The sequence below is a fragment of the Sphingobium sp. BS19 genome, assembly GCF_027925545.1.
Taxonomy (GTDB): Bacteria; Pseudomonadota; Alphaproteobacteria; order Sphingomonadales; family Sphingomonadaceae; genus Sphingobium.
Window position 1 is genome coordinate 1 of record NZ_BSEF01000020.1, and the last position, 26,749, is coordinate 26,749.

21 protein-coding genes and 1 pseudogene are annotated in these 26,749 nt (G+C 56.3%); 9 read left to right on the plus strand and 13 right to left on the minus strand.

The annotated features are described in order from the left end of the window. Window positions 1-979: 979 nt before the first annotated feature. Complete coding sequence (locus tag QMG56_RS18855; protein WP_281824053.1) at window positions 980-1,693, plus strand: TetR/AcrR family transcriptional regulator; 714 nt, start codon at window positions 980-982, stop codon at window positions 1,691-1,693. Between the two features lie 155 nt (window positions 1,694-1,848). Here the strand turns inward: QMG56_RS18855 and QMG56_RS18860 are convergent, their stop codons facing one another. The 10 genes and pseudogenes from QMG56_RS18860 to QMG56_RS18905 form a co-directional block, all read right to left on the minus strand. Next, window positions 1,849-2,316, minus strand: coding sequence for a DUF4440 domain-containing protein (locus QMG56_RS18860; protein WP_281824055.1), 468 nt, complete (start codon window positions 2,314-2,316; stop codon window positions 1,849-1,851). 108 nt (window positions 2,317-2,424) lie between these two features. Then, complete coding sequence (locus tag QMG56_RS18865; RefSeq protein ID WP_281824056.1) at window positions 2,425-4,689, minus strand: TonB-dependent receptor; 2,265 nt, start codon at window positions 4,687-4,689, stop codon at window positions 2,425-2,427. Between the two features lie 75 nt (window positions 4,690-4,764). Beyond that, window positions 4,765-6,291 (minus strand): annotated as a pseudogene (locus QMG56_RS18870) (amidohydrolase). Next, window positions 6,291-6,605 carry a hypothetical protein gene (locus QMG56_RS18875; RefSeq protein ID WP_281824057.1) on the minus strand — a complete coding sequence of 105 codons (315 nt, stop codon included), beginning with the start codon at window positions 6,603-6,605 and terminating at the stop codon, window positions 6,291-6,293. Before QMG56_RS18875 ends, QMG56_RS18870 begins: the two are co-directional and overlap by 1 nt. 666 nt (window positions 6,606-7,271) lie before the next feature. Beyond that, window positions 7,272-8,186, minus strand: a complete 915-nt coding sequence (locus tag QMG56_RS18880; RefSeq protein WP_281824058.1) for a spore coat U domain-containing protein — start codon at window positions 8,184-8,186, stop codon at window positions 7,272-7,274. 41 nt (window positions 8,187-8,227) lie between these two features. Beyond that, window positions 8,228-10,549 carry a fimbria/pilus outer membrane usher protein gene (locus tag QMG56_RS18885; protein ID WP_281824059.1) on the minus strand — a complete coding sequence of 774 codons (2,322 nt, stop codon included), beginning with the start codon at window positions 10,547-10,549 and terminating at the stop codon, window positions 8,228-8,230. 16 nt (window positions 10,550-10,565) lie between these two features. Continuing rightward, complete coding sequence (locus QMG56_RS18890; protein WP_281824061.1) at window positions 10,566-11,264, minus strand: molecular chaperone; 699 nt, start codon at window positions 11,262-11,264, stop codon at window positions 10,566-10,568. A 51-nt stretch (window positions 11,265-11,315) separates the two neighbouring features. Then, entirely contained in the window at window positions 11,316-11,834 is a 519-nt protein-coding gene (locus QMG56_RS18895) for a spore coat U domain-containing protein (protein WP_281824063.1), read from the minus strand. Window positions 11,835-11,857: 23 nt separating this feature from the next. Then, window positions 11,858-12,394 (minus strand): spore coat U domain-containing protein, encoded by a 537-nt coding sequence (locus tag QMG56_RS18900; RefSeq protein ID WP_230189542.1) that lies wholly within the window; start codon window positions 12,392-12,394, stop codon window positions 11,858-11,860. 130 nt (window positions 12,395-12,524) lie between these two features. Further along, on the minus strand, window positions 12,525-13,178 hold the full coding sequence (locus QMG56_RS18905) for an Hpt domain-containing protein (protein ID WP_281824065.1): 654 nt from the start codon (window positions 13,176-13,178) through the stop codon (window positions 12,525-12,527). A 128-nt stretch (window positions 13,179-13,306) separates the two neighbouring features. Between QMG56_RS18905 and QMG56_RS18910 the strand changes: the two genes are divergently transcribed. Genes QMG56_RS18910 through QMG56_RS18920 form a run of 3 tightly spaced genes read left to right on the plus strand, consistent with a single transcriptional unit; the run spans window position 13,307 to window position 16,853 of the window. Then, a complete protein-coding gene (locus tag QMG56_RS18910) occupies window positions 13,307-13,951 on the plus strand; it encodes a response regulator transcription factor (RefSeq protein ID WP_281824067.1) in 645 nt (214 codons plus the stop codon). A gap of 5 nt (window positions 13,952-13,956) precedes the next feature. After that, window positions 13,957-16,464, plus strand: coding sequence for a CHASE3 domain-containing protein (locus QMG56_RS18915; protein ID WP_281824128.1), 2,508 nt, complete (start codon window positions 13,957-13,959; stop codon window positions 16,462-16,464). Beyond that, window positions 16,461-16,853, plus strand: coding sequence for a response regulator (locus tag QMG56_RS18920; protein WP_281824069.1), 393 nt, complete (start codon window positions 16,461-16,463; stop codon window positions 16,851-16,853). Before QMG56_RS18915 ends, QMG56_RS18920 begins: the two co-directional genes overlap by 4 nt. A gap of 132 nt (window positions 16,854-16,985) precedes the next feature. On the opposite strand, the gene QMG56_RS18925 is transcribed toward QMG56_RS18920, so the two are convergent. Both QMG56_RS18925 and QMG56_RS18930 read right to left on the minus strand, forming a co-directional pair. Beyond that, window positions 16,986-17,465, minus strand: a complete 480-nt coding sequence (locus QMG56_RS18925; RefSeq protein WP_309298585.1) for a group 1 truncated hemoglobin — start codon at window positions 17,463-17,465, stop codon at window positions 16,986-16,988. A 30-nt stretch (window positions 17,466-17,495) separates the two neighbouring features. Beyond that, on the minus strand, window positions 17,496-18,368 hold the full coding sequence (locus QMG56_RS18930; RefSeq protein WP_281824072.1) for a DUF3034 family protein: 873 nt from the start codon (window positions 18,366-18,368) through the stop codon (window positions 17,496-17,498). 109 nt (window positions 18,369-18,477) lie between these two features. On the opposite strand from QMG56_RS18930, the gene QMG56_RS18935 reads away from it, so the two are divergent. From QMG56_RS18935 to QMG56_RS18950, 4 genes are all read left to right on the plus strand, one after another. Next, entirely contained in the window at window positions 18,478-19,101 is a 624-nt protein-coding gene (locus QMG56_RS18935) for a methylamine utilization protein (protein WP_281824074.1), read from the plus strand. 551 nt (window positions 19,102-19,652) lie between these two features. Then, complete coding sequence (locus QMG56_RS18940) at window positions 19,653-21,401, plus strand: EAL domain-containing protein (RefSeq protein ID WP_281824130.1); 1,749 nt, start codon at window positions 19,653-19,655, stop codon at window positions 21,399-21,401. A 403-nt stretch (window positions 21,402-21,804) separates the two neighbouring features. Next, the gene (locus tag QMG56_RS18945; RefSeq protein ID WP_281824076.1) at window positions 21,805-22,917 is read left to right on the plus strand and encodes a DNA alkylation repair protein; all 1,113 of its coding nucleotides are present in this window, start codon (window positions 21,805-21,807) and stop codon (window positions 22,915-22,917) included. Window positions 22,918-23,329: 412 nt separating this feature from the next. After that, a complete protein-coding gene (locus tag QMG56_RS18950; protein WP_281824132.1) occupies window positions 23,330-23,989 on the plus strand; it encodes an SOS response-associated peptidase family protein in 660 nt (219 codons plus the stop codon). Window positions 23,990-24,007: 18 nt separating this feature from the next. On the opposite strand, the gene QMG56_RS18955 is transcribed toward QMG56_RS18950, so the two are convergent. Further along, a complete protein-coding gene (locus QMG56_RS18955) occupies window positions 24,008-24,193 on the minus strand; it encodes a hypothetical protein (protein WP_230189532.1) in 186 nt (61 codons plus the stop codon). A gap of 482 nt (window positions 24,194-24,675) precedes the next feature. Between QMG56_RS18955 and QMG56_RS18960 the strand changes: the two genes are divergently transcribed. After that, a complete protein-coding gene (locus QMG56_RS18960; protein ID WP_281824077.1) occupies window positions 24,676-26,715 on the plus strand; it encodes a serine hydrolase in 2,040 nt (679 codons plus the stop codon). Window positions 26,716-26,749: the final 34 nt, after the last annotated feature.

Below are 26,749 nucleotides of genomic sequence, written 5' to 3' on the forward strand. Positions count from 1 at the left end.
GCCCTGCGCCAACACGATCTCAGCCTCACGCAGCTTGCCGATAATCTCTTCCGGCTTGTGCCTCTTGCCCATTTCCAAACTCCTTCATAATCCAAAATAACAGAGATTCTGGACCACTCAGAAGGGGGCAGATCACCTTGGGCTCGTGCGGCATGACCGAGGCACCAATCCAATTCGCGAGCGCAGGTCTGTCAGCTGGTTTCGCCATAAAATCTCTTCGCAGGGCACCCTTGTCCCAATAGAGTCCTCACATTGGATTTTCCTAGGAAAGTTTCTTCGAAAAAATTAGCGGCCCCTGCTCATAGCGAGCCATCAGGGGGCTGATGCTGCGGGCATCGAGGATCCGGGCATATTAAACGCCATCGATGATTACACCGCCTAGCGTGGGTTAGCCATAACCGGACCAGCCAGAGGCTGAACAGGAGTGATACACTTATTCTGGTTTTCGTCGGGTTCCACCTCGCCGGGGAGATTATGGTGCTTTTGGGAACACGCAATCGTCTCAAGAACGGTTTGGATGCGGCGCCTTGCTGCCATGTCTCGGTTGGCTGAACGAACATGGGGTAATCGCGGGAGCGGGTCACCTCTGAGCTACTGATGTATGGAGAGCAGCAAGTGCACACCCTATACCCCGTGGTCGCCGCACTCAGCCACCATTCAAATTTCAAATGGGAGTGGCAGAAGCTGGGATGGGATGGCGCGGGGCAGCACCGTCGGAATTTGCTGTGAGCTTGCAAGTCCTGCTGCGAAGAATGCCGCGGCTCCTTTTTCGTCGGATGCACGCTCGTCACTTCGCGAAGAATGCGGAATTCACAGGAAGCCGGCGTTGATATAGGCTGGCTATCGGTAGGGGGTAGCAGAACGATCTCGAGCATTGGCTCCGCTACTTTTTAGCCAGAGCCACTTGGCAACAAGACGCTGTGCGGATCCGACTCTATTGTGGTTGTCGCAGTTCAGAGCTCCCGATATACCGCTCTACATGGCAGAAACCCGAAATAATAAGAGATACACACAGGCCCGCGGCCGAGCGCGGCGAGAAGCATTACTGACGGCAGCGCGCGCATTGCTTGAGGAGCGCGCAATGCACGAAATCACCCTACCGATGATTGCCGAACGCGCGGCAATTCCCACAAGCTCAACTTACCATTTTTTCCCCGATATACGCGTGCTTTACAAAGAGCTGGCTCGGAATATCGCTGACGAAATGAGCCTGATGGCGCCAGAGGCCATTGCCTATGAGCGTTGGCAGGATTGCGTCACCACCTTCTTGCGAGCCTCGGCCGCCTATTTCAATTCAGACGCCGCAGCCCGTCAGTTGCTGCTCGGTCCCCAAAGTGCGTCCGATATCAAGCGAGCAGCCTGTCATGACGATTTGCGTTTTGGCGCCGTGTTGAGCAGCGCTTTGGAATCCTTCTACCACCTTCCCCAAATGAAAGACCCGGTGCTGACTTGCTTCTACGCCGTTCAGATTGCTGATACCTTTTTCAGCCTTTCGGTGTTGGAAGATGGCATTATCACCCAGCAAATGCTCGATCAGGCAATCATTGGCTCAACATCTTATCTGGCGAATTATCTGCCACCCCTTTTGGAGATGCGTCACAGCCCGACCATCACGAGTGAGGCACGAAAGACTGTCAGTTTAATCGCGTCTAGCCGATCGCGTGCAGACAGCACGATCGCGGTGGCACAATAGCCTGAGAATAGCGTGGCAAAACGATAGCGCGCGAACATTTAACGGTAAGCGAACACCGAAAAAGACCATGATCGTTACCGACCCGCGGCAACAATATGGTCTTTTTCAATAATGATTGGACGTCAAACGGCTGAAGTGCGTGATATCGCCAGAGGTCAAGAGGGCACCGATAGAGGTGCATCGATATAGCACTTCCAAACGCCGTCAATTTTTCGCCAAACTGTCAGGAGCCGCACGCGCCCCCCTACCCGCCGCCTGTTACTGTCGAGCGAAGTAATCATGGCGCTGCCGATAACATATCCAATTGCCCCGTCTGACGAGACCGTCGCACGCTCAAGATCAAAGGCAACGTTAAACCCAGGACGCCCTCCTAATATTGCCACATAGTCGCGAACAGCGTCACGGCCTTCGACGATGGGGCCTTCCCCTCCGACGATCAGAGCATCGTCTGTAAAATCCTTGACGCCTTCAACCTGGTCATTGGCATTCACCCTGGCGAGCCATGCTGCATGAGCGCTCACCAGATCCTTTTGACCCGCCGATCCTGGAACCTCTGCACTGACACCGGGTGCAGCAAAAGCCAGGGCGATCGGAATGAGCCCGGCGGTGTATTTCGTTTTCATACCGATCGTCCACTTGGTTTGGGATTGGATATTCGCTGTCGCAAAAGGCGCCTTTCAGGTCATTACCGCCCTGGCCTAAACCATTGCGATAACGACCCTGAGACAAAGTCAGTAGCGATAGCTCAGGCGTACGCCATAGGTTGCTGGGCGGCCCGCATAGCGTGTAATGAAGTCGCCAATGTTGCCTGTCGACGTTTCATACGTCTTGTTGAAGACGTTCCGGCCCCAGAGACTTGCTGTCCATTTGTCCCCTTCAATACCGGCGCGCAAATCAACGAGCGCATAGCTGGCAATCTTGAAGGGCGCAGAGCGGGCCAGATCGCCGTAGCTGACCGACTGGTAGTTCACATTACCACCCACGAATGCGGTCAAATCGCTACGCATCGCCCAACGATATTCGATATCCGTATTGCCCGACCATTTCGGCGTAAAAGGAAATGCCTGGCCGCTAAAGTTCTCCTGATTTCCAGCGACATCAAAGTTCGTGAAGTTGCCACGAATTTTGGAATCGACCATCGTTACCGACGGGGCAATCGTCAGGCCGGTGATCGGCTTCCAGGCAGCATCCAATTCGAAACCAATAACGCGCGACTGTGGTATATTCACCAGCAGCTCAAGCACACCAAAGATAGCGAATACGCCCCTGCCGCGGATCTGCTTGTTGGTGTAATCATAGTAGAACGCGGCACCATTCAGTTGCAGCGTCGAGCCCAGATTGAGCTTCGCGCCGACTTCATAGGCTAAGACACTTTCCTGCGTCACCGGGCTCGATTGCGGCTCGAACGCCAGCGACAGAATAGGATAGCTGCCGGACTTGTAGCCCCTACTGACGTTGGCGTACAAAAGCGTGCCGTTGGAAGGCTTGTAGTTCAGGCCGGCTTTCCAGGAGATATTATTTTGGTCGAGTGTGTCAGTCACTTCGCCTAGTGTGAAGTTGTTGAGGAGCGTGATGCAGCTCCCGCGCGTCGCTCCTGGGAAGAAGCCCGAACCTGCAACCGTGCCGTCATAGTCCTGTGTGCAGCCGCGATAATCACGATCCGCTTCGGTGTAACGAATTCCACCGAGAACTGTCAGGCCATCCATAATTTCATAATCGCCATTGGCGAAGACAGCCTTCGTATCGACAGTCTGCCGCGACACATTTTCAGGATTACCCAGGAATGACGTAACTGCGAAAGGAATGAAGAAGGTATTGATATCGTGGATTTTATCTCTCTGATAGTTCGCGCCAAGCATCCAGTTAACGCCCGGAGCATTACCGGCGACGCGCAACTCCTGGAAGAAGGTCGACGTGCCCCCCTTCAATCCAATACGGAAATTGGCCAGGGCCGTGCCATCCGTATCCATCGGCTGAAATCTCTTATACTTCTGATAAGAGGTGATCGAGGTCAGCACGATGTCGGAGGACAGATCGAGATCGATACGTCCCGAGGCCTGATAAAAGTGGCTATCCTGTCTGAACGAAATGCCTGGGTCCCAATCAGCAGCCCGGCTGTTTCGAGGTGAAAGAGGATAGTTCACAAGCGCTGCCGATGGCGGCGGAAAAGGACTTGTCGGCGAAAGCTTGACCGCCTGGGCGGCCGGAGTGTCGGAACGGTCCCGCCATCCGTTCACATTTAGCGAGATCTTGAGATTGTCGGTCGGGGTCCAATCAGCCAGGATGCGACCGATGAACTGGTTCACAACGCCGATCTGATCATCGCGCGTATAGCTATATTGCCAGGCGTTGGCCTGTTGCGTTCTGGCAGCCACGCGCACTTTCAATGTGTCGCTAATCGGGCCGCTGACAAATCCCGAAAGATCGACGGTATTGAAGCGGCCATAGGATGCGTCAACGCCCCATTTGAAGGAATCCGTGGGCTTCGCGGCAATATAGTTGATTGCACCGCCGGTCGAATTTCCACCGAACAATGTGCCCTGCGGTCCCTTCAAGACTTCGACGCGTTCGATATCAAGCGCCGCCCCCAGCGTTTGCGATGAAAAGGCGACAGGCGCTTCATCCACATACACGCTGACGGTCGGGCTGGCGCCGAGACTGTTATCCTGGAACCCGACACCGCGGATTGTATAGACCGGTGTTCCGTAGGCAGTCAGGTTATAGTTGAAGCCCGGCACGATCTTGGACAACTGCGAAACGTCGACCACGCCTTTTGCCAGAAGTTCGTCGCCCGTAGCTGCAGTGATCGACATTCCGACATTGTTGATCGACTGCGAACGCTTTTGTGCCGTCACGATGATTTCGCCGCCAGTCGCGTCGGAAGCGGACGAGGTTGATGCACCCGCTTGATCCTGCGCCCATGCAGGCGCCGATCCCACCGACAATATTGCAGCCGTCGAAAGTAGTCTAATCAAAGACATCTTGTCATTTTTCATATAATTCCCCCTTATTTGAATATTACTCGATGCAATTAATCAAATTCATTCAATCGTCTTTGTTGGTCTATTGTCTTAGGAGCAGGCAGGAGCATCCTTTTTGGGATTTTTATAGACAACTGCCCCTTCAAAGACGGTCATAAGTGGCGCGGTTTCTGAAATACAGTCGGGGTTTACCGTAAATATATCCTGATTCAGGATGACGACGTCGGCCGACTTTCCTGGCTCCAGCGAGCCGGCAACATCATCGACGCGAAGGACCCTTGCGGAATTGATCGTGTAGAGTTGCAAGGCGGTTGCAACATCCAACGCCTCTTCAGGATGCAGGACACCGGGAAATTTGCCGGTTGGATTGCGGCGCGTGACCATGCCCTCGATCCCCGACCATAGATCAGAATATTCTCCCGGGATCGTTTTCCAGTCGGTGCCCCCGGCAACCAGCGCTCCATTCTTCATATAGGTGCGGAACAGCCAGAAGTTCTCGGCCCTGTCCTTACCGAGCATAGCGATCATGGCGTCCATGATTGGTCCTGGAAACCACATCGTTGGCGACGCTTCAAAAGCGACATTCAACGTGGCGAAGCGCCTGATATCTTCCGGCGCGAGATGTCCGGCGTGTGCCAAGGTGTGCGTGGGGCCACGATTGCCGTTGGCAGCTCTGGCTGCCATGACTGCATTGAGGGCTTCACGCACCGAGCCATCGCCTGTGACGTGCATCTTAACCGATACGCCAAGCGCATCGAGAGCGGTAACAGTCTGATTGAGCAGATCCTGTGAAACCTTTTGCTCCCCATGATAATGCGCGCCATGTTCCTTGTTGGGCAAGTAAGGCTCCAACACTGACGCTGTCTGCGTAACCGGAGTACCGTCCAGAAATATCTTCGCAAACTTGGTGGAGAGATGGGCATCATCAGAAGCCGATGCGGCCTTGAAAAGAGCTGGCAGTTCGGACGGCGCAACCTTGTTAGGGTCCAGTAGGATGGAGATGCCCACCCGACCGTGAAAATTGCCACTTTCGTCAGCTTTGCGATACGCCGCAGCGCTTTACACGGAGGACATGGCCTCTACCCAGCCAGTAACCCCAAAGCTGTTGAGCAAGACCGCGCCTTGTTCGAGAAGTCCACTGTCGTCAGTGCTGTTGAATTTACCCAGCGGGCTGATCGTGTCGACCAAACCAGCCGCACCCCACTCTATCAACAGCCCGTTAAGTTCACCGCTGCTCGGATCTTTCCCGATCGTGCCGTCAGCGACTGTCGTTTGCTTGGTGATATTGGCAAGTTTAAGGGCCGCCGAGTTCACCCAGCGATCATGAACGGAGTCGCTGCGAATAACCACTGGGTTATCGGGCGTCGCCGCATCCAACTTCTGCAAGGCATCCGATGCGGTCAGTTGCGGTATCAGGCGGCTGCTATACGCATTGACCGTCACCCATTCACCGGGCTTGCGCCCTTTAGCGCATGCCGCAACATTCACTATAAGTTGATCAAGGCTGGCATCGTTTGGAGACGAGCAGTTGAAGGCTATGATATCTTTTATGGAATTTGAAAGATGGACATGAGCATCAATAATACCAGGAATGACTAGATGTTTTTGAGCGTCAATTACCTCGGTGCTAGGTCAATATATTCTTTTATATCCTGCGTTGAACCGATAGCGATAATCTTTTTATCTTTGATCGCAAGCGCTTCGCCCCACGGTTTACTGGCGATGGAAGAGAATATCTTTCCGTTACTAATCACTATGTCGGCAATCGGCGTGCCGGCATTTTTAGCATGCACAGGCAAGGGCAACAAAGCTAAAACGGCCAACGATGCTGCTATCGCCGAGCGTGATAGATACATAAAGTGTATATTGCTGCTCATCAAATTTCCCCCAGCCAGCACTTTTGAATGAGCAAGACAAATTGTCTGTCCCATGCATCAATTCTCAGCGATCACGGCAGCCGCTCGTCGCAATCTTCATCCTGGACCGATCAAGCCTGCAGACGCCGTACTTTTTGGATGGTCGAAAACGACCGACATTAGCCCTCAGCGGATAAGAGGATCGTTATTCGAATCCGTTCTGCTTAATCGCCTGAATATCAAAGTGCACTTCGCTTTGTGGCCTAGTCAAGAGATAAAAGTGTAACGAAGTCGAGTTTCTGTGTGACAACGACAACTTCGCTGAATTATTGTCCCTGTGGCCCTTGAAGGGGGGCTCTAGGCACGGGCAAGAGGCAAGCGCGGGCTGTTCATGCTGGCCAGCAGTCAGCTCATTGGCGTGGGAGACGCCGTCGAGCGGTGATTTGCAAGACGCATCGTGGCGCGTGACTGCCTGAGAACCACCGCATGGGGAACTGAGCCTCGACGTTCCATTATGACCGCGTTACAGTTCGGAAAGCCGTCCTTGGTCCAAATTCGTTGAGGTCCAGATATCTCGATGACTTCAGTTGCATTTAGCCGATAGCTACGGATTGCGCTGGTGCTCTAGCGTTCGCTTCAGGACGCCGTGCTTTCGCTCAGCGATCCGGCAATTTGCGTTTGAACGCTTGTCTTGCTGCCCCCATAGCCGCGAACCAATCGAACGATCTTTATCCAATCAGTCTAAAACATCACCAGTACGCTTACTAAATCGGTGTAATGCCCCGCCGGCGGAGCGATCTGCGCAGGATTGATGCGGGCCTTGAACAGATAATTTTGCCCCGGCACGGCAGCACCTATGCCGGGTGCAGCACCGACGACGGGTGCGGCGGCATTCCATATGGTGTGCCCATCGGCCCAGTAAATATTATAGTCCAGCGTTCCGCCAGAGCCATTACTCATCTTCCGCCATGGCGTCGATGCGCCTGAATTGCCATTGGTAACGCTAATGCTGAACGTGCTGTCCTTGGTGCAATCCACAGCAAAGCTGCCGCTTTTCTCGGTAAATTGATCGACCAACGCAGCCGAGCCGAAGCTGATCGGCTGCACGCTGATCCGGCAATCGGCACTGACAATCATCGTCAGGGTAACAAGGGCCGTTCCCGTGCCATTTTCGCTTAGGATGCAGATACCCAGGACGTTGACACCATGGCAAACCGACCACACCCAGTCGATACGCATTGTATCGGTATAGGTCCCAGCCGATACGTTGGCACCGGACTGTGGCAGGATGTAGATGGATGGCGCAAAATTGCCCTGATCCAATATGCCCAGCAACGCCAGCGTTGAAGAACTCATATAGTTGACGGTGCTGTTGTTGGAAAATGGCAATGTGCCACCCGGATCGGCAGATACTGCGTACTGTATAGCGTCGCTGCTTCCTGCACGCTTGAGCTTGAACTGGTTCGTGGTGGTCATCGTTGCATTCGCACTGTTGCTGGATACAAGCGTGATGAGTGCTCCGGAACACGTGAAGCCCGCACCAATCTTGGTACGTGCAGCGCCGCCTGTCTGGACGCTATAGGATGACTGCGTGCCGAGACTACCGCTGACAGCGCTAACCGTGCAAGCCGCTGATGCCGTTTCAGGCAAAGCCATTAATCCGAATATGATCATAAGGATACGGACCAATGGAACGATTACAGGCATGACACCACCGAGGGCGTTACAGATTCTGTTGAAAGCGTCGGCACTAATGCACGGCAGTGCCCGCCATCGGCGCGAAGCACATCGAGAACCGCACCAGATTGTACATTTTCAAGATATAATAGGCCATCCCAGCCGACCACCACGGAGCCCTCCGGCCCTATCTTTTCGACAATGCTGCCGACCGGAAGTGGGCGGTTTATGCCATCGATTAGTGTCAGGGCGATGGCACGTTGCTTGCCAAGCGCGAAATGGACGACAGCGCCGCCGCCGGTACGAATGTTTACGCGCTTTTCGGCAACCGGCACCGAAATAGTCTGGTCAAGCGCCATCGGGTCGATGCTGTATCGACCCGAATAATGCGATGTAACGCTAGGTACGAAAGCGTACCCATGACGATTGCTCACACCGACACGCTGATTTTCATAATAAACCGGCACACCTTGTATGCCATCGGTGGAGACGAGTGCAAAGGCGTCGCTGACTTGTGCGGTTGGCATAACCTGCCCGCCGAGAACGATCAGCGACCCACTCGCACTGCCCCAAAGTGCGGTGTCGCTGCGCCCTCGCGATCCTCCTGCCGTCAATTGAGCGACAGGCGTGCGCCACACAGCTTCACCTTGTGCAAGCGTCCCACTTTTTTCTTCGCGTGCGATACTGGCGGACATCCCCACGCCGCCTTCGCTGTGGATGGATCGAACGAAATCGGCCTGCGTGCGAGTTGTGCCGGTCGATGTGCGCTGCACGCCCGCCGACACGCTGTTTCGACCGAACGGCAAAAGCAGACGGAACTGTCCACCTGCACGTCCAGTCCTAACATCTACGTCAGCGCTTGCAATTACGCTAAGACGCCCCATTAGCGTCGTCGTGTAGGACGCCGTGGCCAGGCGGGTGCGCGGTGCGTTGCGATACACTGCATCTATATAACCGGCACTGATTGATCCAGCGGAATCCAGCGATGCAGATGCAAAGGCACGGGTGCTGCGGCGCGCCGCCGAGAGCAGGTCCAAATCGAACGATGCCAGATCGCTGTAGGCCACGCTTCGTTCCACATGTTGCAAGGAGATGCCGAAGCGGCGCCCCACATAATCATATCCCATGACGACTTGTTTGCCGTTTGCACCGGTCGCTTTGCGGCTGGCACTGACAGAGAGATTGACGGTGCCAAAGACGCCCGGCGCAACTATTGCCCCCACTCCCGCCATTTGTACCTTGCGGGATATCTGGCTTTGCGCCTCAAGCGTCAGATGACGCGTGATGCCGACACGCGCGACACTGCTCGCTGCCGCCATGCCATATGCAAAGGACCGCAGGCCGTAGTCGCGACGTAGAGCGCCGGCTTCCAGTGAAAAATCTACAAGGCCAGGACGCAGCAGATCGTTGGAAACATAGAACGGTATGCTGGCGGCGATCCGGCGTCCCACTGCGTCGGTGGTCACGACGACTGCCTCTCCGGCGCCGTTGATAGAAGGACGCGCATCGAGGAGAAACGGGCCAGGGCGCACGCTGTCTGTCCGGGATCGCTGCCCATTGATGAAAAGATCAACGGCGGAAGGCACGCTCGCTTGCCCGGCAAATTGTGGCAAAGGTGTCAGCACGAGATCTGGCCGGATACGGAAGTTGCGTCCTATCTGGATGCCGCCCATCCTTACCGCGCTGCCCCAACTGAGCGCGCCTGTGACCAGATCGCCCACGGTAGCGGATAGCGCACGGCCTTCATCCTGCACGCGCAGCCGCGTATCGTATCGCAAATACCTTGCTGCGCCGCGGAATGTCCGCAATGTGCCGGTGTTGGACGCAGTGCCCGAACGTCCGAAGATGCGCTGTTCGCTCCATAGGGATGCCGTTGTGCGGCCACCGATGGTCTGGACGTATAAATCATAGCTGATGAGCGCACCGCTGCCAGAAATGGCAGGCGCTAGTGACGCAGAGATGTCGCCCAGTTGCTGCGTGGGCAAGAGCGAAGGCGGTACGGTGACAGACAGACTCTGTTGTCCGGCATCATAGGCAACTTTCGCTCCTGTAAGTGCTGTTATATCGATCATATCTTCCGCTGCCCCTTCAAGGTGCAGACCTACAGCACGCAAATCGTCGCGTTTTATACGAAATTGCTCGCCATGCTGCTCCACGAACACAACTGGGCCATCGCGCGTGCCGTTGACATCGACTTTCAGGAAAAGCTGCGTGGCGGAGGATGCGATATCCGCAAAGGAAGGTGTCTGAGCCCAACCCGATACCGGAATCGCCGCTATGCAGAGCGCCAATACCGCGTGCACCAGTGCGCGGCAGCGGCGCGAGATCAGACAGTCCTCCATGGTCCGCAGGCACGCGTCAGGTACCGGATGCCAGCAGACGATCCTGCCCATTGACGCCCACGCGGACGGCTGCATCGGCTGGCGCATCGGACGGCAACGGCAGATATATCGTGGCGCCGGGCAGGACATAACCGATCAGACCGTCGCGCACGGCCGTTTCATGACCCCGCGTGAAGAGCCGCAGGTCCGTCAACCGAGCGTGAATGGTACCGCGATTGCGGATTACGACGTGGCGTTGGCCGCGCTCGATAACCATTGCCGCGTCAAGGGCTGTAGCCGGGCTCGCTGCACTCAATGTTTCGCCCCGCACGAACAGCGGAATGGAATAGCGCATCTGGACAGCCAGATCGGCACGCCGCGCACTTTGCTCTCCTTCCGCAGGCGGCTTCGGCAGTTCGTCGATCAGCAGGCGATAGGCGGATTCGGTACCCTTGCTGGGGCCGTTCACCTTTATAATGCGGATCAATTGTCTTGCGCCTGGCTCGACCTTCGCGACTGGCGGGCTCGCGATGACGTCGCTTTGTGGCTCATGCACATTCTCGCTGTCGTTCTGTGCCCAGCGATAGGTGCGAACCTGCAGGGTGACCGGTTCCGTCCCCGATTTTCGATCCAGAGCGGCGTTGCCTTGTCCTGTACGTCCATTGAGGGATCGATGGGCCAGATCACCACCGATGACGCCGCAAATGCCGGTGAGATTGCAGCCAGACTTGCACATAGTATGCCAAGCGGCATGACGAGTAGTTTCATCGCGTTGTCCTTCGCATAATCACCATGTGAGCGTGACATGGACTGTATCTGTGTAAGCCCCTGCGCGCGCATTGCCCGGAAGCGTGAGGCGGGCGACGATGGGCACTGTCAGGATCGTGTTGGCGGCAGTAAAGCCCAGCGAGAGCGCGTTGCTGGTCCAAGGCGTCGTGCCGCCATTGGCATAAAGATCGTAAGCGACGGGAGTGCTGCTTGCCGGACCGGCCAGATACCGCTGCCCGCTCACGGCATGCGCGCCGGCATCGGCTGCGATGCTGAGTGTTACCCCCGGCGTGCATTCGATACGCAGACCGCTCCCGCTGGCACCGATGACCGTGGCGTCAAGCGTTGTCGTGGCTGTGCCGGGATGGGTGCCGAAGTCAGCGTTTCCCAAAGCTCCGCTGCCCGTCGTCGCGATCCGGCAACCAGCCACAACATCGGCAGACACCGGCACATCCCGCGTCAGTTCCGCATAGGCTGGCGACCACGCGGTCCACAATAGGCATGGCACCGACATAATGGAGGCAAAACAACGTGCCATGGCTTGTCTCGATCAAGTGCACGTTACCAAGCCAAAGTGACCTGCACGGTATCCGCATAGGCTCCCGCAGGCAGCACACCGCTGTTCGTGGCGCGTGCGTAAAGCGGCACAGTGACGGCCGTTTGCCCCATCGTGCCCAACGCAATGCTATGACCGACAGTCACTTCCTGCGAGCGCCCGGCGTCCGTGTAGAGGCGGTATGCGATACGGTTGGTACCCGACGCCATCCGCCGCACACCACTATCGTCGTTGAGGCCGTTGCCGATCGTCAATGTCGGCGTCGTGCCGGGCGAACAGCGAATGGCTAGATCGCCAAGCGATCCGACAAGTTGCGCATCGGTCTGCGTGAACGTGCCCGGCTCATTCGGGAATGCGATCGTGCCAGCCGATCCGAACGACGCGGTCGATGCCGTTCCGTTGACGAGGCAGGCCGACGTTATCGTCAGTTGAACATTGATCGTTCCGGTGCTGCTGCCCGCCTGAGCCGGTGGAGCGACCCCCATGCTTGCTGCCGCAGCCAGAGCCGCAACGCCATGCTTCAAAAATAAACGCATATCCATAAGGCTTTCCCCGCCATTTGACTGCCATCAACTAAGCGCGCCATCTGATTAAGAAAGTTCTCCAAAATGAGAACAAATAGAGAATATTTAGACTAATGTCTAAATTTCTTTTGGAAGAAACGTGGGAAATTCAGCGGCTTGGTTTACGTTCAATAGTCGCCTGCGTCAGTTCAATGGCCTTTTCCAACGCATCCGGTTCATCATATTCCACCGCAGACCAAGCCGTGCTGAGCTTCTCAAATCCCATCATTCCGCACATCCCGGCAACATCATGGGCAATGGCTTGCGGCGCTGCGCCTTTTGCAATCTTTTCCAGTGCCTGGCGCAATGCTGCAATACAGCGCGTCAGCATTCCCGCGGCCCTGCTCTGACCGACGACCCGTATCAGTCGATAATAAGGATTGTCTAAGGACCGGAATGCTTTGTCGTCTAGCGGCCCGGTCCATTCGCTCACCGCGTCCAGCAGCCTGTCCTGCACTAGCGGCATATGGAGCACAGCGTTGCAACCCTGTCCCGCTTCTTCGACATGCGGTGTCAGCAACAGTATCGGCAGCGCAGACGCCGATCCTAGCAAACTTCGAAGCGCGCGCACCGTTGTCGCAATATCGCTTACGACCCCGCTATCGATCAGCACGATGGCAGGCACCCGGTCCGAGACATCAGCCAGTAACTGCCCCACATTTTCCTTATAATGGCACGACCATGAGCAGTCGGTCATCCACATCTCTATCAGTCGACGGCAAGTATCGTCCACACTCAGGAGATAGAGGGCATTGTGGTCCATAATCTGCATAAGCGGTAAATATAGAGTTTTTCCATGAAAATCATGGACTTCCCTCTCGAAAATCGTCAATCATACGTATTATCACTTACACGTTCCGACACAACGCGCAGACGGTGAATGGAAACGATATGCGAGAGGGCCGAATATTACTGGCGGACGACCATCCGTTGATCCGGGAAGGATTGCAGATGGCGATACGTATCCGTCATCCAGAATATATGGTCGATGTTGCAGATACCATAGCAGCCGCCGAAGATTTGGCACGACGGCGCAAACCCTACAAGCTGCTGGTACTGGACTATCGTTTGTCGGACAGCATTGGCTTCAACGGTCTGTTTCGCATGCGGCATGCGCTGAGCGATACGCCAATCGCGCTTCTGTCCGCCTATACGCAACCCTCGATCATCGCGACTGCACGGGCTTTGGGGGCCGCTGGCTTTCTTTTCAAATCCCAGCCCCTTGAAGAGCTGGTGCGCGACATCGACATGCTGCTTACGGGAAAGCAAATTTTCCCCAGTAATATTGGAGTGCCCGCCAACATTGCCGATCTCAATGCGCGGTTGCAGAGCCTATCGGCGGCGCAGTCCCGTGTGCTGTCCGCGCTGGCTAGCGGTCATCTCAACAAACAGATTGCGGCCGACCTCAATCTTACCGAAGCGACCGTCAAAGCACATTTGACGTCCATTTTTCGCAAACTTGGCGTGACCAATAGATTGCAGGCTATGTTGGCCATGCGTCCCCTGATCGATCCCTACGCAGAATCGTCACTGTGACGGCGATGCCCGTGCCACTTACGGCACCGCGCCTATGGCGCAGCATGGTTGGCGCATCGCTTATTCCGATGCTTTTGGCTGGTTTGACGCTCTGGTTTGCCAGCGAGTATCGACGCGCCGCGCAAACAAATGATGCTGTGTACCAATCATTCCGACGGCAGATCGCGATCGAATCGGTGTTCTCGGCTGTGCAGGACGCGGAAACCGCGCAACGCGGTTATGTCATTACAGGTGATCGCACTTTTCTTGAGCCCTATCGACGGGCCAGTCTCACACTTCCCAAAGATCTGGCGTCGCTGGAACGAATCTTGGCCGATGATCCGAGTAGTTTTGCGCAGTTGCCGAAACTGCGCCGCCTGATCGACCTGAAGTTTAAGGAAATGGAGCGGGTACTGACGGCACGGAATGCGGCCGGGCAAGCTGCCGCAGCGTCCATGGTTATACAGGGGCGCGGCAAAACGATCATGGATGAATTTCGCGCTCATGTCGCGACCATGGTGCGCGATCAAAACGCGATGCTCGCCCGGAATCTTGCAGCTGAGGATAAGCGTAACACTATCATTCGCACTGCCGCATGGGTTGTCGTGCTCCTGTCCGCTATATTGGCGATACTGGGCGCATTTATTGTTCACGCAGCAAGGGCGGCCCGTTACCGGGCGCAGCAACAGGTGGCCGATGCCACAGCGCGGCAGACTGCCATTTTCCGTCATAGTCTCGATGCCATAATATTGGTGAACCCCAGCGGCAGCATGGAAATGCTCAATCCTGCTGCCGAACGGCTGTTTGGGTATCCGTCGCAGCAATTGCTGCGACGCGACCTGTCGCTGATCGTCGATATTGCGCCGGGGGAAGGTCGGTTTCTTGACAGGCTGGGTGTGGTAGGTGATGTCATAGCAGCTCCCCTGCGTACCCCGCTGGAAGCCCGTACCGCGACCGGTGCGGTCGTGCCCGTGGAAGTGGCACTGGGTACCATGCCGCTGGATGATGGCATGCATATCGTTGCGGCCTTTCGTGACATTTCGGAGCGGGCAAAGGCGGAGCAAATGAGGGATCAGTTCCTTTCCACCATAAGCCATGAGCTGCGCACCCCGTTGACCTCGATACTTGGTTCTCTTGGGCTGCTGCGCGGCGGGGCGGACCAAGAACTTCCGCCCGATGCGCAGCGGTTGGTGGTGATCGCAGAAAATAATGCCCACCGCCTGATCCGGCTGGTCAACGATCTGCTCGACGTGGAAAAGATGCAGGCCGGCCTGATGACGTTCGATTTCGCGCAATGGGACATGCACGATATTGCAGGTCGCAGCCTGGATGCTGTTCGCGGTATGGCGGCGACGCGCAATATTTATCTCGACTTGATCAGCGGTGCGGGTCCTATGCCTATCCATGGCGATACCGACCGCCTGATGCAGGTCGTGCTAAACTTGCTGTCCAATGCTATTAGCTATTCGCCAGAAGGCGGGACCGTTACATTGCGGTTGGACACGCAATCCGGCCACGGCCAAGTCGCGGTCATCGATCAGGGACCAGGCATCCCACCCGACTTGCGCGAGCGTTTGTTTACGCGCTTTGCCCAAAGCGCGCACCGGATTGGACCGACCCCCGGTACAGGTCTTGGCCTCGCTATTTCAAGAGAGATTGTGCACAGTCATAGTGGGCAGATATGGTGGGAACCCGCGCGGAATACGGCAACGGGCACGGGCAGCGTTTTCACGTTCACTGTGCCGCTGTGGAATGGCTTTAGCAGGCAAAGGGACAGGATCGGCGCGCCACGCCTTCTACTCTTTTGCGATACGGTTGAGGCGGAGACTATCCGCGCCACTATCTCCCGCCGGGAGATACTGACGGACGTAGTGGCCGATCGCAATGCGGCACTCGCTGCTCTAGCCAATCGCCACTATGTAGCGCTGATATTGGATGTTCAGTTTGCCGGACAGAACGCTTTGGCGACATTGAAGGATATCCGCGCCGATCCGCAGCATAGATCGCTGCCCATCATTGCAATCGCGAGCGAAATACCGGCGCTCCCTGCGAAGGAAACAGCTGCGCTCGATGTTATAGACTGGATTGCCAAGCCTATCGCCTCATCCCGCCTCGATCATGCCTTGGGCACGGCGGTCGAGCGTGCGGCGGTGGCCATGCCACTCGTTCTGCACATCGACGACGACACCGACACACTGGAATTAACAGCACGCGCGCTTAGCGGTCATGCGCGCATTGCAAAGGCTAGCGACCTTTCGACAGCACGACATATTCTCGCCGAGCAAAATGTCGATCTTCTGATCGTGGATATCGCGCTTCCGGATGGGTCGGGCCTAGATATCCTGGCCGATCTCGATCGGGCGGGATCGGACCGGATCATTCCCGTCATAGTGTATTCGGCGCAATATACAGGCTCTGCTTCCTTCGCACCGAACGTCAAGGCCGTGCTGCTGAAATCGAAACGCTCCTTACCCAGTCTGGTCGAGACCGTCATAAGCCTCACGCAGCGGCATCCTGCTGAGAAAAGGCCATGAACGACAGGCTGCGGATCCTATATGTGGATGACGAGAACGACATAAGAACGATCGTCGAAATGGCACTGCGACTCGACCCGAACATAGAATTGCGGTCTTTGTCGTCTGGTGCAGAAGCACTTGCTCTGCTGGATGCAGGCGGGTTCGAGCCAGACATGGCGCTGATCGATATGATGATGCCCGACATGAGCGGTATCGAACTGCTTGGAAAGCTGCGCAGTCGCCCCACAATGACGAAACTGCCGATCTACTTCATCACAGCCAGCGCACGGGCGTCGGATATTGCCCGCTATAGTGACAAGGGTGCCAATGGCATCATAACCAAGCCCTTTGATCCTACAATCCTAGCTTTCAGCTTACGTCAACTATGGGGAAAGGACAGCGAATAACCGTTGCTTTCTGCCTTACGACAAACCTGCGCTAGTTGCCGAAATTTTAAACCGCGTCTGGAAGGCTGCCTGATGGCTTCCAAAGCGCTCAGTTTTGAGTATCTGCGGTTGTGCTAAGGTCGAAGATCGATGTCATCGACCAACAATATCATGGTGCATTGGTGCGAGCTTTGACAAGAGCCGGTTCTGCGCCTGGAAGTCGACGCCCTCCTCGCGCATTGCCTGCTGGAGCAATTCGACCAGCCGATTCATATCCTTGCGGTGCACACCAAGATCCTTGTGCGAACGCACCATGTCACGTCCAGTATATATGCAACTGGCGTTCAGGATGTAGCAGAACTGTTCGAACAAGGTGCGCTTGAGCCGGACTTTATCATGCCACTTGAAAATTTCACCGATTTCCGAATCGCCATAGGACAATGTGACCATGCGGTCCACGATACGCCGTATACCTTCCTGCCCGTGGAACGCCTCTGCCATGCCATCACCGTCGAAGGGCTTTGCGCCGACGTTAACATCTTCAACCGTATACGGATCGACTGCTTCTTCCCCGGGAACCGCATAAGGGCGAGCGGGAGATGTGGCAACTGGTGAAGCCTGAAGCAGGAGCAAGGCAAACAGAAGTGACATGACCGGCAACCCTTAAAAGGAAGTTTGAAGCGACAACATGACGCCGCGTTGGCCCGAAACCGTGGCGATTGACCCAAGGTCGGTATAGGCAATCGTGGCCGTCACATTGCGCGTAACGGCGAGCGCGGCGAAGGCGTCAAACCAGTCGTCTTCCCTGGCGATGCCGAGATTGTCAGGCTTGCTGCGAAATTCGCTGCCCACCACCAGATGGCGCGACAATTGCCACGCAGCCGATCCTTCCAACTGAAGCGTATAGTTTTTGTTCTTGTCGCCACCAAAACCCAGAAGGCCAAGTTGGTTCGCCTTGGTCAACCGCGCAGTGCCTGATAGCAATATGGAACGCGATAGAAACAGCTTGCTGATGGACGCATAGTAATCGACGCCTTCGTCCTGGCGTGCGCCCAGCAGACGTACGACCGCGCCATTATTGTTCTTCTTGTACTGCACGCCCACAGCAACAGCGGGCATTCGGTCATAGGCAATGTCACCCGCCACGCGCCACTTTGCGCCGATCACATCTTGCGAGAAGCCATAGTCCTTACCTAAGGCCAGCGCGGTCCCGATGTCATTCGTGTTGAAATATTGATGCGCGTAACTGAGTTCCAACCGGTCACGGAACCCCAATGCGATACCTGCACTCTGATAGTCGTAATCCTTCATCTCTACCAGCGTTCCATGCACCGAAAGGCCAATACCTTCATTGGTTTCGTTGCCCGCAATCACGGCCCAGGGAGTAAGCCCGCCGCCCGCAGCCCCCTCCAGCGAGGATATGCCGCTAGTGAGCAGTAGCTTTCCCCCATGACGGAGCGATTTGGCAAAACCTGCTTGCGGAGAAATGACAGTGAGTGTGGTGGCGACAAATACTAAAGCGCGGCGATAGGTCATGCTGTGTTGTTATGCCAAACGTGGTTAAAAAATCGTGTGTCGCACCATGTTACCGCCCACTGGCGACCTTCGGCCCGGACTAAGTATTTATTCAATATTGGGCGTTAAGATGCTGCATATGCATATCTTTCGCTTTTTTGTCACATCGCTCTCTCTTCTTTCCAGTCCCGCGCTGGCAGGGGATCTCGACCTGAAAATTGTTGATGCCGCGGGCAAAGCGGTGAGCGACGCAGTCATTACAGTTCGGCCGGCTGGAGGTGTACCGTCGGAGCCGATCCGCTTCCCATGGGGCACCAGCATGGTACAGCAGAACATCGCGTTCGTGCCCCATGTCCTAATTGTGCCTGTCGGCGCGACTGTGCGTTTTCCCAATAAGGATAAGGTTCGTCACCACATCTATTCTTTCTCCAAGCCCGCAAAGTTCGAGATCAAACTGTTTGGCCAGGATGAGAGCCGCAGCTACACCTTCACAAGCGCAGGCGCTGTCGCCTTGGGCTGCAACATTCACGATCAGATGAGCGGGTTCATCAAGGTGGTCGATACGCCCTTTGCAACGAAGAGCAATGCGGCGGGCCAAGCGCATCTCGGCGGCCTCGCCACCGGTACGGCCAAGATGACCGTATGGCACCCGCTGCTAAAAGCTAAAGACAATGAGTTGGTCATCAACGTTCCGATCCCGCCCCGCGGCAGCGCGACAAAAACGATCACATTAGCTCTGCGCAGCGCCGGATGATCGCGTCTGCCAGGTTGCGCCGAACGTGGCTGCGATGGATATTGCGGATGCAGTCCACGCTGACATTGAAGATGACGATGTTCTACGGCGCGCTATTCGTCGCAGTATCGATATTGTCACTCTATGGTACGCGCAAGGCGATTGAAAGCTATGCAGAAAGCGTCATACGCCGGGAAATGGCAGTTGGTAGCGCCCTGTTCGACAGGATTGCGATTTTGCAGTTCCATCAATTAGGTCAGGCAGGCAACGTACTGGCCGGGGATTTTGGATTTCGTGAGGCTGTGGGGACCGGCGATGTGCCGACAATCGAATCCGCACTGCACAGTCTTCGGGGGCGGTTCCAGCTCGACCGAGCAATATTCGTGGGCGTTGATGGTACTCTCGCTGGAGATTTGTCGCAAATTTCCGGGCGGGAACGAACGCAACTGTACGATGCATTGGACGCAGGTCAGCAACAGGGCATTGTGCGATGGGCTGGAGAGAGCCACATGGTCGCTGCAGCTCGGATCCAAGCACCGGCACTCATGGGGTGGGTCGTGTTTGCTCGTAATATGGGTCCACGGGACCTTCAGGCGTTGGCCAAGCTGACGTCGATCGACTTGGCTCCACAGCTTGTACCGCGGGCAGACAAATCAGGCGTCGGGATCAAGACACGCGAGGTCGAGCAAGACGGAAAGCGGATACTCATCCAGAGCCGGGCCGTCCCGACTCTGATAAAATCCGACCGTGAATTGCTGGTGCTGAAATATAGCCTAACCGATGCGCTCGCTAGCTATTCACCAATTTTGTGGGCGCTCTTCGGTTTTGGTGGCTTGGGCGGAATCACGGCAATCGTCGGTGCTTGGGTAGCATCGCGTAACCTCACAAAACCTATCGTCGCGTTGGAACGCGCCGCTCGAAAGGTGAGTGCAGGCGAACATGCCGAAGTGAATGTAGAAACGCGCGACGAAATTGGCCGTTTGGCACGCAGTTTCAACCGCATGGTCAATGCTGTTGAAACGCGCGAGCGACAGATCGCTCATATGGCTTTCCACGATTCACTGACCGGGCTTGCAAACCGCGTATTGCTGCGCGAGCAGATTGCTCTGGCACTGCAACGGCCGGGCGGGTCCGGCTTTGCATTATTCTGCCTCGACCTCGACAATTTCAAGGGCGTGAATGACACTCTGGGTCATCCAACAGGCGATGCACTGTTGTGTGAGGTTGCAACGCGATTGACGCAGACTTGTCCCAACGGCTTTATCGCCCGCCTTGGCGGCGACGAATTTGCAATCATCGTTCAAGATGGCTGTACAAGCGCCGATCAGACAGGCCGCTCCCTGGTTAAGGCGCTGGGTCGACCCTTCGCAGTCAACGGCCACCGTATTGTCACCGGGACGAGCGTGGGTATCTCCCTTGCCCCTCAAGACGGGCGGGACGCCACATCTTTGCTGAAAAACGCCGATCTTGCGCTTTATCGCGCCAAGCATGACGGGAAGGCCAGTCACCGCTTTTTCGAAAGCACAATGGACGCGGAAGCCCAGGCACGCAGGGCGATGGAAGTAGATTTGCACGATGCGCTTAACAAAGGCGAGCTAGAGCTGCATTTTCAGCCTCTGTTCGGCCTCTCGCAAAATCGCGTTACAGCCTTTGAAGCGCTGTTACGCTGGAACCACCCGGCGCGCGGCATGGTTTCGCCGGCCGATTTTATTCCGTTGGCAGAGGAAACAGGGCTCATCATTCCGATCGGCGAATGGGTACTTCACGAGGCCTGCCGTATCGCAGGGACATGGGCGAGCGACATCCGAATTGCGGTCAACATTTCACCGGTTCAGTTCCGAAATTCAATGCTGAACAGCATTGTTCTGCAGGCACTTGCGCGGTCTGGCCTGGAGCCGCAACGGCTGGAGCTGGAAATCACCGAAAGCCTGTTTATCGACAATGTTGAAGCCACGCTGGCCTCCCTTCATTCTTTGCGCGCGCTGGGTGTGCGGGTAGCGCTCGACGATTTCGGAACGGGCTATTCTTCGCTTAGTTATTTGCGCAGCTTCCCGTTCGACAAGTTGAAGATAGACCGTAGCTTCATCGTCGATCTGCTTGCCCATGACGGCGCAACTGCTATTATCCGGGCGATCACGTCATTGGCCGATGCGCTCGGTATGGAAACTACAGCCGAGGGCGTGGAAAGCAGCGAGCAGCTAGACATCCTGCGTGCCGAAGGCTGCGGCCAGATACAAGGCTACCTATTCAGTCGACCAATTCCAGCTTCCGAAGTTGATGCCTTGCTTTGCAAGCTGGATGAAAAACGCGTCGCCGCCTAACTCTGCTCGGCTATTTTCGGGGCTGCGCCCCCCCCCCACCGTTACGCGCAAGGACATATTGGCCTTCGGGCGCGCATCGCGTTGTCCTCACCTTAAGCACGATGTCCAGGGCAACATTGACCATGGCCTTCTAGTTGCTGCCCGGCAGCAAAAGGCTGATTGTAGCGCAGCGCTATCGCACCGGATTAACAAGACATGGCGCATTACGGCGGCGAAGGTTGATGGCAGGCGAATGACCGGTCTTGGAAGAAGCCACCGTTCGTGGTCCTGCTACAGAACGGTGTATGCTGGTCACCTACCGGTGCGCCAAATCGCGGGATCATAGTGAGCGGTGTTTGCAAGGTCGGCCAAGCGCATTGCACAATCGCCATATAGCTTCGATCTGATTATAAGCGCCCCTACGATGACCAACACAACCACGCCTGCGCTTCTCAAGGACATTCTTGGACCGCCGGCGCTTAGAGTCATCGCCAGCGCTGGAGCTTCGGTATCAAGGCACTTCGACCAAGCCGTATTTCTCAGCTCAGCATCTAACGGACTTGCCGGGCTCTCGATCATGGGCCGCGTCCGCCATATCGCTGATGCCCTCAAAGCCGCACTCCCCGACCGGTTTGAGGATGCGCTTGAGATCGTAGGCGCCATGGCGCCACAACTCACCCATGGTTTCCAGGCGATTGCGGTCACTGAGTTTGTGGCGCGATATGGGCTCGATGATGTCGACAGGTCGTTGGATGCGCTTGCCCATTTGACCCGCTTCGGCTCCGCCGAGTTTGCCGTGCGTCCGTTTCTGGCTCAGGACACAGAGCGAACCCTTGCCATAATGGCGCGCTGGACCGGTAGCCCAGACGAACATGTTCGCCGGCTCGCGAGCGAAGGTAGCAGGCCGCGATTACCATGGGCTTCCCGCATCCCGGCGTTCAAGGCCAATCCGACGCTTGCAGTAGCGATCCTAGAATCGCTCAAAGCCGATCCCAGCACCTATGTTCGCAAGTCGGTCGCCAATCATCTGAACGATATCGCAAAGGATCGCCCGGACTGGCTATTGCACCGACTTGCGGATTGGCAAAACGGCGATCCCGGCACAACCTGGATCATCCGCCATGCCCTGCGTACCTTGATAAAGGAGGGTAACCCGCGTGCGCTGGCCCTCATTGGCGTTGGCGATGGTGCCGCAGTCACCATACAAGACTTCTCGATCAAACCACGAAATGTGCGGCTCGGGCAGGCTATCACCATCAATGTCGAGCTGATCTCGACATCGCCGGATGCTCAACGTCTGGTCGTGGATTATCGCGTTCATTATGCACGCGCTGGCGGCAGGACTGCGGGCAAAGTTTTCAAGCTGAAGACATTCGACCTTCCCGCCGGGCAGGCTGCCACGCTTGGCGTTCGGCAGGCTATCCGGAATTTTAGCACGCGTCGCCACCATCCGGGCTGTCATGAGGTCGAGCTGATCGTGAACGGACAGACGATGGCAAAAACTGCGTTTGAGATTGAAACCGAATCATCGATTTGACGCAGCCCCCCCCCCTAACCCGCTGGAACGCCATCGCACCCGTCGACTGCAGTCTCGGAAGGACGTTCATGGTACGCGGCCGACGGGTTTTAAGAAATGCAGTGGTTCCGTAGCACCTTGCCAAATGTCTTGAGCGGGTTGGCGGGCCCCAGCAGGCGAGCTGACAAGGTACCTGCCACTGTGGACCGTAGTCGAACCTGCAGGAACGAGTAGATGGAACGATCGGTCGATCGAGACGCGAAATACTCCGAAGGTTGCACTGGCACATTTGATGTCGCCCATGTGTTTGGAATGCGCGTAGCGAACACCATCTCGGCCAGCGGGATTTTCCCGCGCCAACAGGCCGGACATCTGATAGCAAGCGATCGAGTCGAAACGCTGCTCGAGCCCTAGCAAGTGGAGGGTCGTCCACATCTGCAACCTCTACCACGCCAAGAAGCCCGCTGCCGAGATTGCCAGCCTGTTCGGCGCACAAATTCCTGTGGCATTCAACTCAGCCGATGAAGTGTACCCCGGCTATCCTGGAATAGTCGCGCGCGAACAGGACGGTCGGCGCATCTTGCAGTCGATGGTCTGGGGCTTCCCAAGGCCTATGAAAAGCAAGAAAACCGGGCTGCCTTTGAAGCCCAGGCCGGTCAACAATATCGCCGATCTGTCGAACTTTATGTGGCAGGGCATCGCTCCCGAACCACAGTGGCGCTGCCTGATACCCGTGACGGCATTTGCCGAAGCCGAAGGCGCGGCAGGCAGGATGACGCGCACATGGATCAGCCTGAAGGATCAAGAACTATTCGCCTGGGCCGGCATGTGGCGCGTCAGTGATGAATGGGGGCCGGTCTATTCCGGTCTGATGACAGAATGCAATGAGGCGATACGTCCCGTGCATGATCGGATGCCCGTGCTGCTGCAAACAGATGAGTATGACCAGTGGCTGCATGGCTCACTCGATGATGTCCTCGCCTTCCAGTCACGAACTTTTTCAGATGATTTGATTGTGCTGGATCGGACGGACGAGCCTTGGTTCAGGCGAAAAGGAGCGGAGGCAACTGCAGCGCAGGAGAATATGCTGTGATCTGCCACCCGACAGCTATTATTTCGAGCATTCCAAATTTCCGGTACCGCTGCCCCGGGCAATATCCGCCTGATCAATCGCCTTCAGCAGATCTTCGAAGTCGTGCGCCCCTTCAAGAGGAAACATCCTGCTGAACCCTTCGCCGAGCCGATCGATGTCGCGCTGGGTGAGCAAGCCAACGGCAATAATCTGATGTCTGTCCATTATCGATTCGCTCCTTATTGATGCAACCATCGGCAATCGACAAAAGTGCCAACCGTTGATCCACCGAAACATCATGACGATGGATCGACCCCAGTCCTGACAGGAGGGGCGAATGCCAGACACAGCTATAACGAATGGCGGATATGGGCCGTTGCATCTAAAAATTCTGGCGACCCATGGGGCAGATGTAGGCGGTTAAGTGTTGGAACGCTTACGAGCCGTGATGGGACAGCGGCTACGTTTTTAAACGGTCCCTGCGCCTACGCGATTAGACTGTATTCTCATGTCGGCATCGCAACGCCAGGCGGGGCGGTGAGCGATTGTCGATCGCATAATCCCACGCGCGTCAAAAGGCGGCCTGATCTTCGTGCGCCATAGCGTACCGATAACCCATAGTCGTCCGCTCAGGACGCTCATGACCGCACTGAAATGTCCTGGATGCGCCAGCTTCGAATGGGCAACTCGGGAGATTTGTTTGCCTCTTGCAAAAAGGCTTCGCGGAGGCGACTAATCTGTTGGTTTATCGGGGGGAAGCTATGAAGAGTTGGTCGCTTTCGATCTGTGCCATACTGCTGTGTAGCGTGGCTGTCATCTGTAACCAAACTGCTCTGGCCCAGGCTACGGCGGCGGCGGATACACCATCCAGCACAACTGGCAAAACGACCTATATCCTTCCTGAAGGATGGATGGCTGCGGTAACGAAGGCCGGCATTGTGTTGTCACCGCCCGAATCTGACCTGAAAATAGCGATAGTGGAGGTTGGCAAGGCGGTGGATGGAAAGGCGGCAGCCGCCGCTGCCTGGGACGCTTACCGGCCGGGCAAGGCGCATCCGTTCAAATTGGCTACTTTGCGCCCACCTCGCAACGGTTGGGACGAGCAGATGGTTGTCGACTATGAAAGCTCACCCAACGAACACCTCGACCTTCGCTCCATTGCCAGGCGTAAAGGCGACGGCTGGACGGTTCTGATCCTAGACGGAAGCGAAGCCACATCCGAAAAACGTAGCGGCGCTATCGGACAGATCAACCAGAGCCTGCGACCGGCTGGTTATCAGCGCGAAAGCTTTGTTGGCAAAACAGCCCATCCCCTGGATGAAACCCGTGTCGCGACGCTGATCGACTTTGTGCAGAAGGGTGCGGCGGACCTGAAAATTCCCGGTGTCGGCCTGGCCCTCTATTCGGGAGGTAAGATCGTCTATGAAGGGGGTGTCGGCGTAAAGGAAGCAGGCAAATCCGATCGGGTCGATGCCCACACCCGCTTCATGATCGCGTCGAACACGAAAAGTATGGCGACCTTGCTGCTTGCAAAGCTGGTCAGCGAAGGGCGCCTCGGTTGGGACGATCCCGTTACGAAGGTCTACCCGTCCTTTCGCCTCGGCAACGATGCGACGACGAAGTCGGTCCTGATCCGTCATCTTGTGTGCGCTTGCACAGGCTTGCCGCGTAAGGACATGGAATGGTTGTTCAGTACCACCCCCCAAACGCCGGCTGCCGACACGTTCAAACAACTCGCCACCACGCAGCCGACGAGTAAATTCGGTGAAGCCTTTCAGTACAATAATTTGATGGCGGCGGCTGCCGGTTATGTTGCAGCCCATCTTTACTATCCGGACATGGAGGTAGGCGCCGCATTCGATCGCGCCGTGCAGGAGCAGATATGGAATCCGCTGGATATGAGGGATTCGACCATGTCGATGAAAACTGCGCTCGCCGCTGATCATGCAAGCCCGCACGGCGAGGATGTGGACAGCAGGTTGACCATCTTGCCGCAAAACCTGAACAGCGCAATTGCACCCTATCGTCCGGCGGGCGGTGCCTGGTCGTCGCCGCACGACATGATCCTTTATATGCGCAACGAACTGGAAGAAGGGCTGCTGCCCAACGGTAGGCAACTTCTGTCCAAAGAAGCGCTCCTCGCCCGGCGGACACGGGGCGTACCGACCGGCGAGGATATCTGGTATGGCATGGGGCTGGAAGAGAATGCGCGGTGGGGCGTCTCCGTTATCCATCATGGTGGCGACCTGGCAGGCTATCACAGCGACATGTATGCGATCCCGGCAGCGGGTGTTGCTGCGGTCATCCTGACCAACGCGGATAATGGCCCTTATTTGCGTGGGCCCTTTATGCGCCGGCTCCTCGAGGTCCTCTATGATGGCAAGCCTGAAGCGGAAGGCGATGTCGCTGCTGCAGTGAAGCGCGTAGCCGCCGAAAGCGCCGAGTATCGTTCAAAACTCACGGTACCGGGCGACCCAAAGGTTCTCGCGGGCCTCGCTCCCCGCTACGAAAATCCTGATCTGGGTCCCCTGCAGATCAAGCAGAAAGGCAACGCCACCCGGATTTACGCTACCCCCTGGGACAGCGCGATCGTAACGCGCCGCAACGATGACGGCACTGTTTCCTTGATTACCAGCGACGCTGAACTCATTGGTATTGAGCTGCTAGTGGGCATGCAAAATGGCAAACGCACACTGACGCTCCGTGACGGCCAGCATGTCTACATATTTACCGAAAGCCCCTCCTGACATTGTGCACCTCTGGAAACGAGCGGAGGAGGTC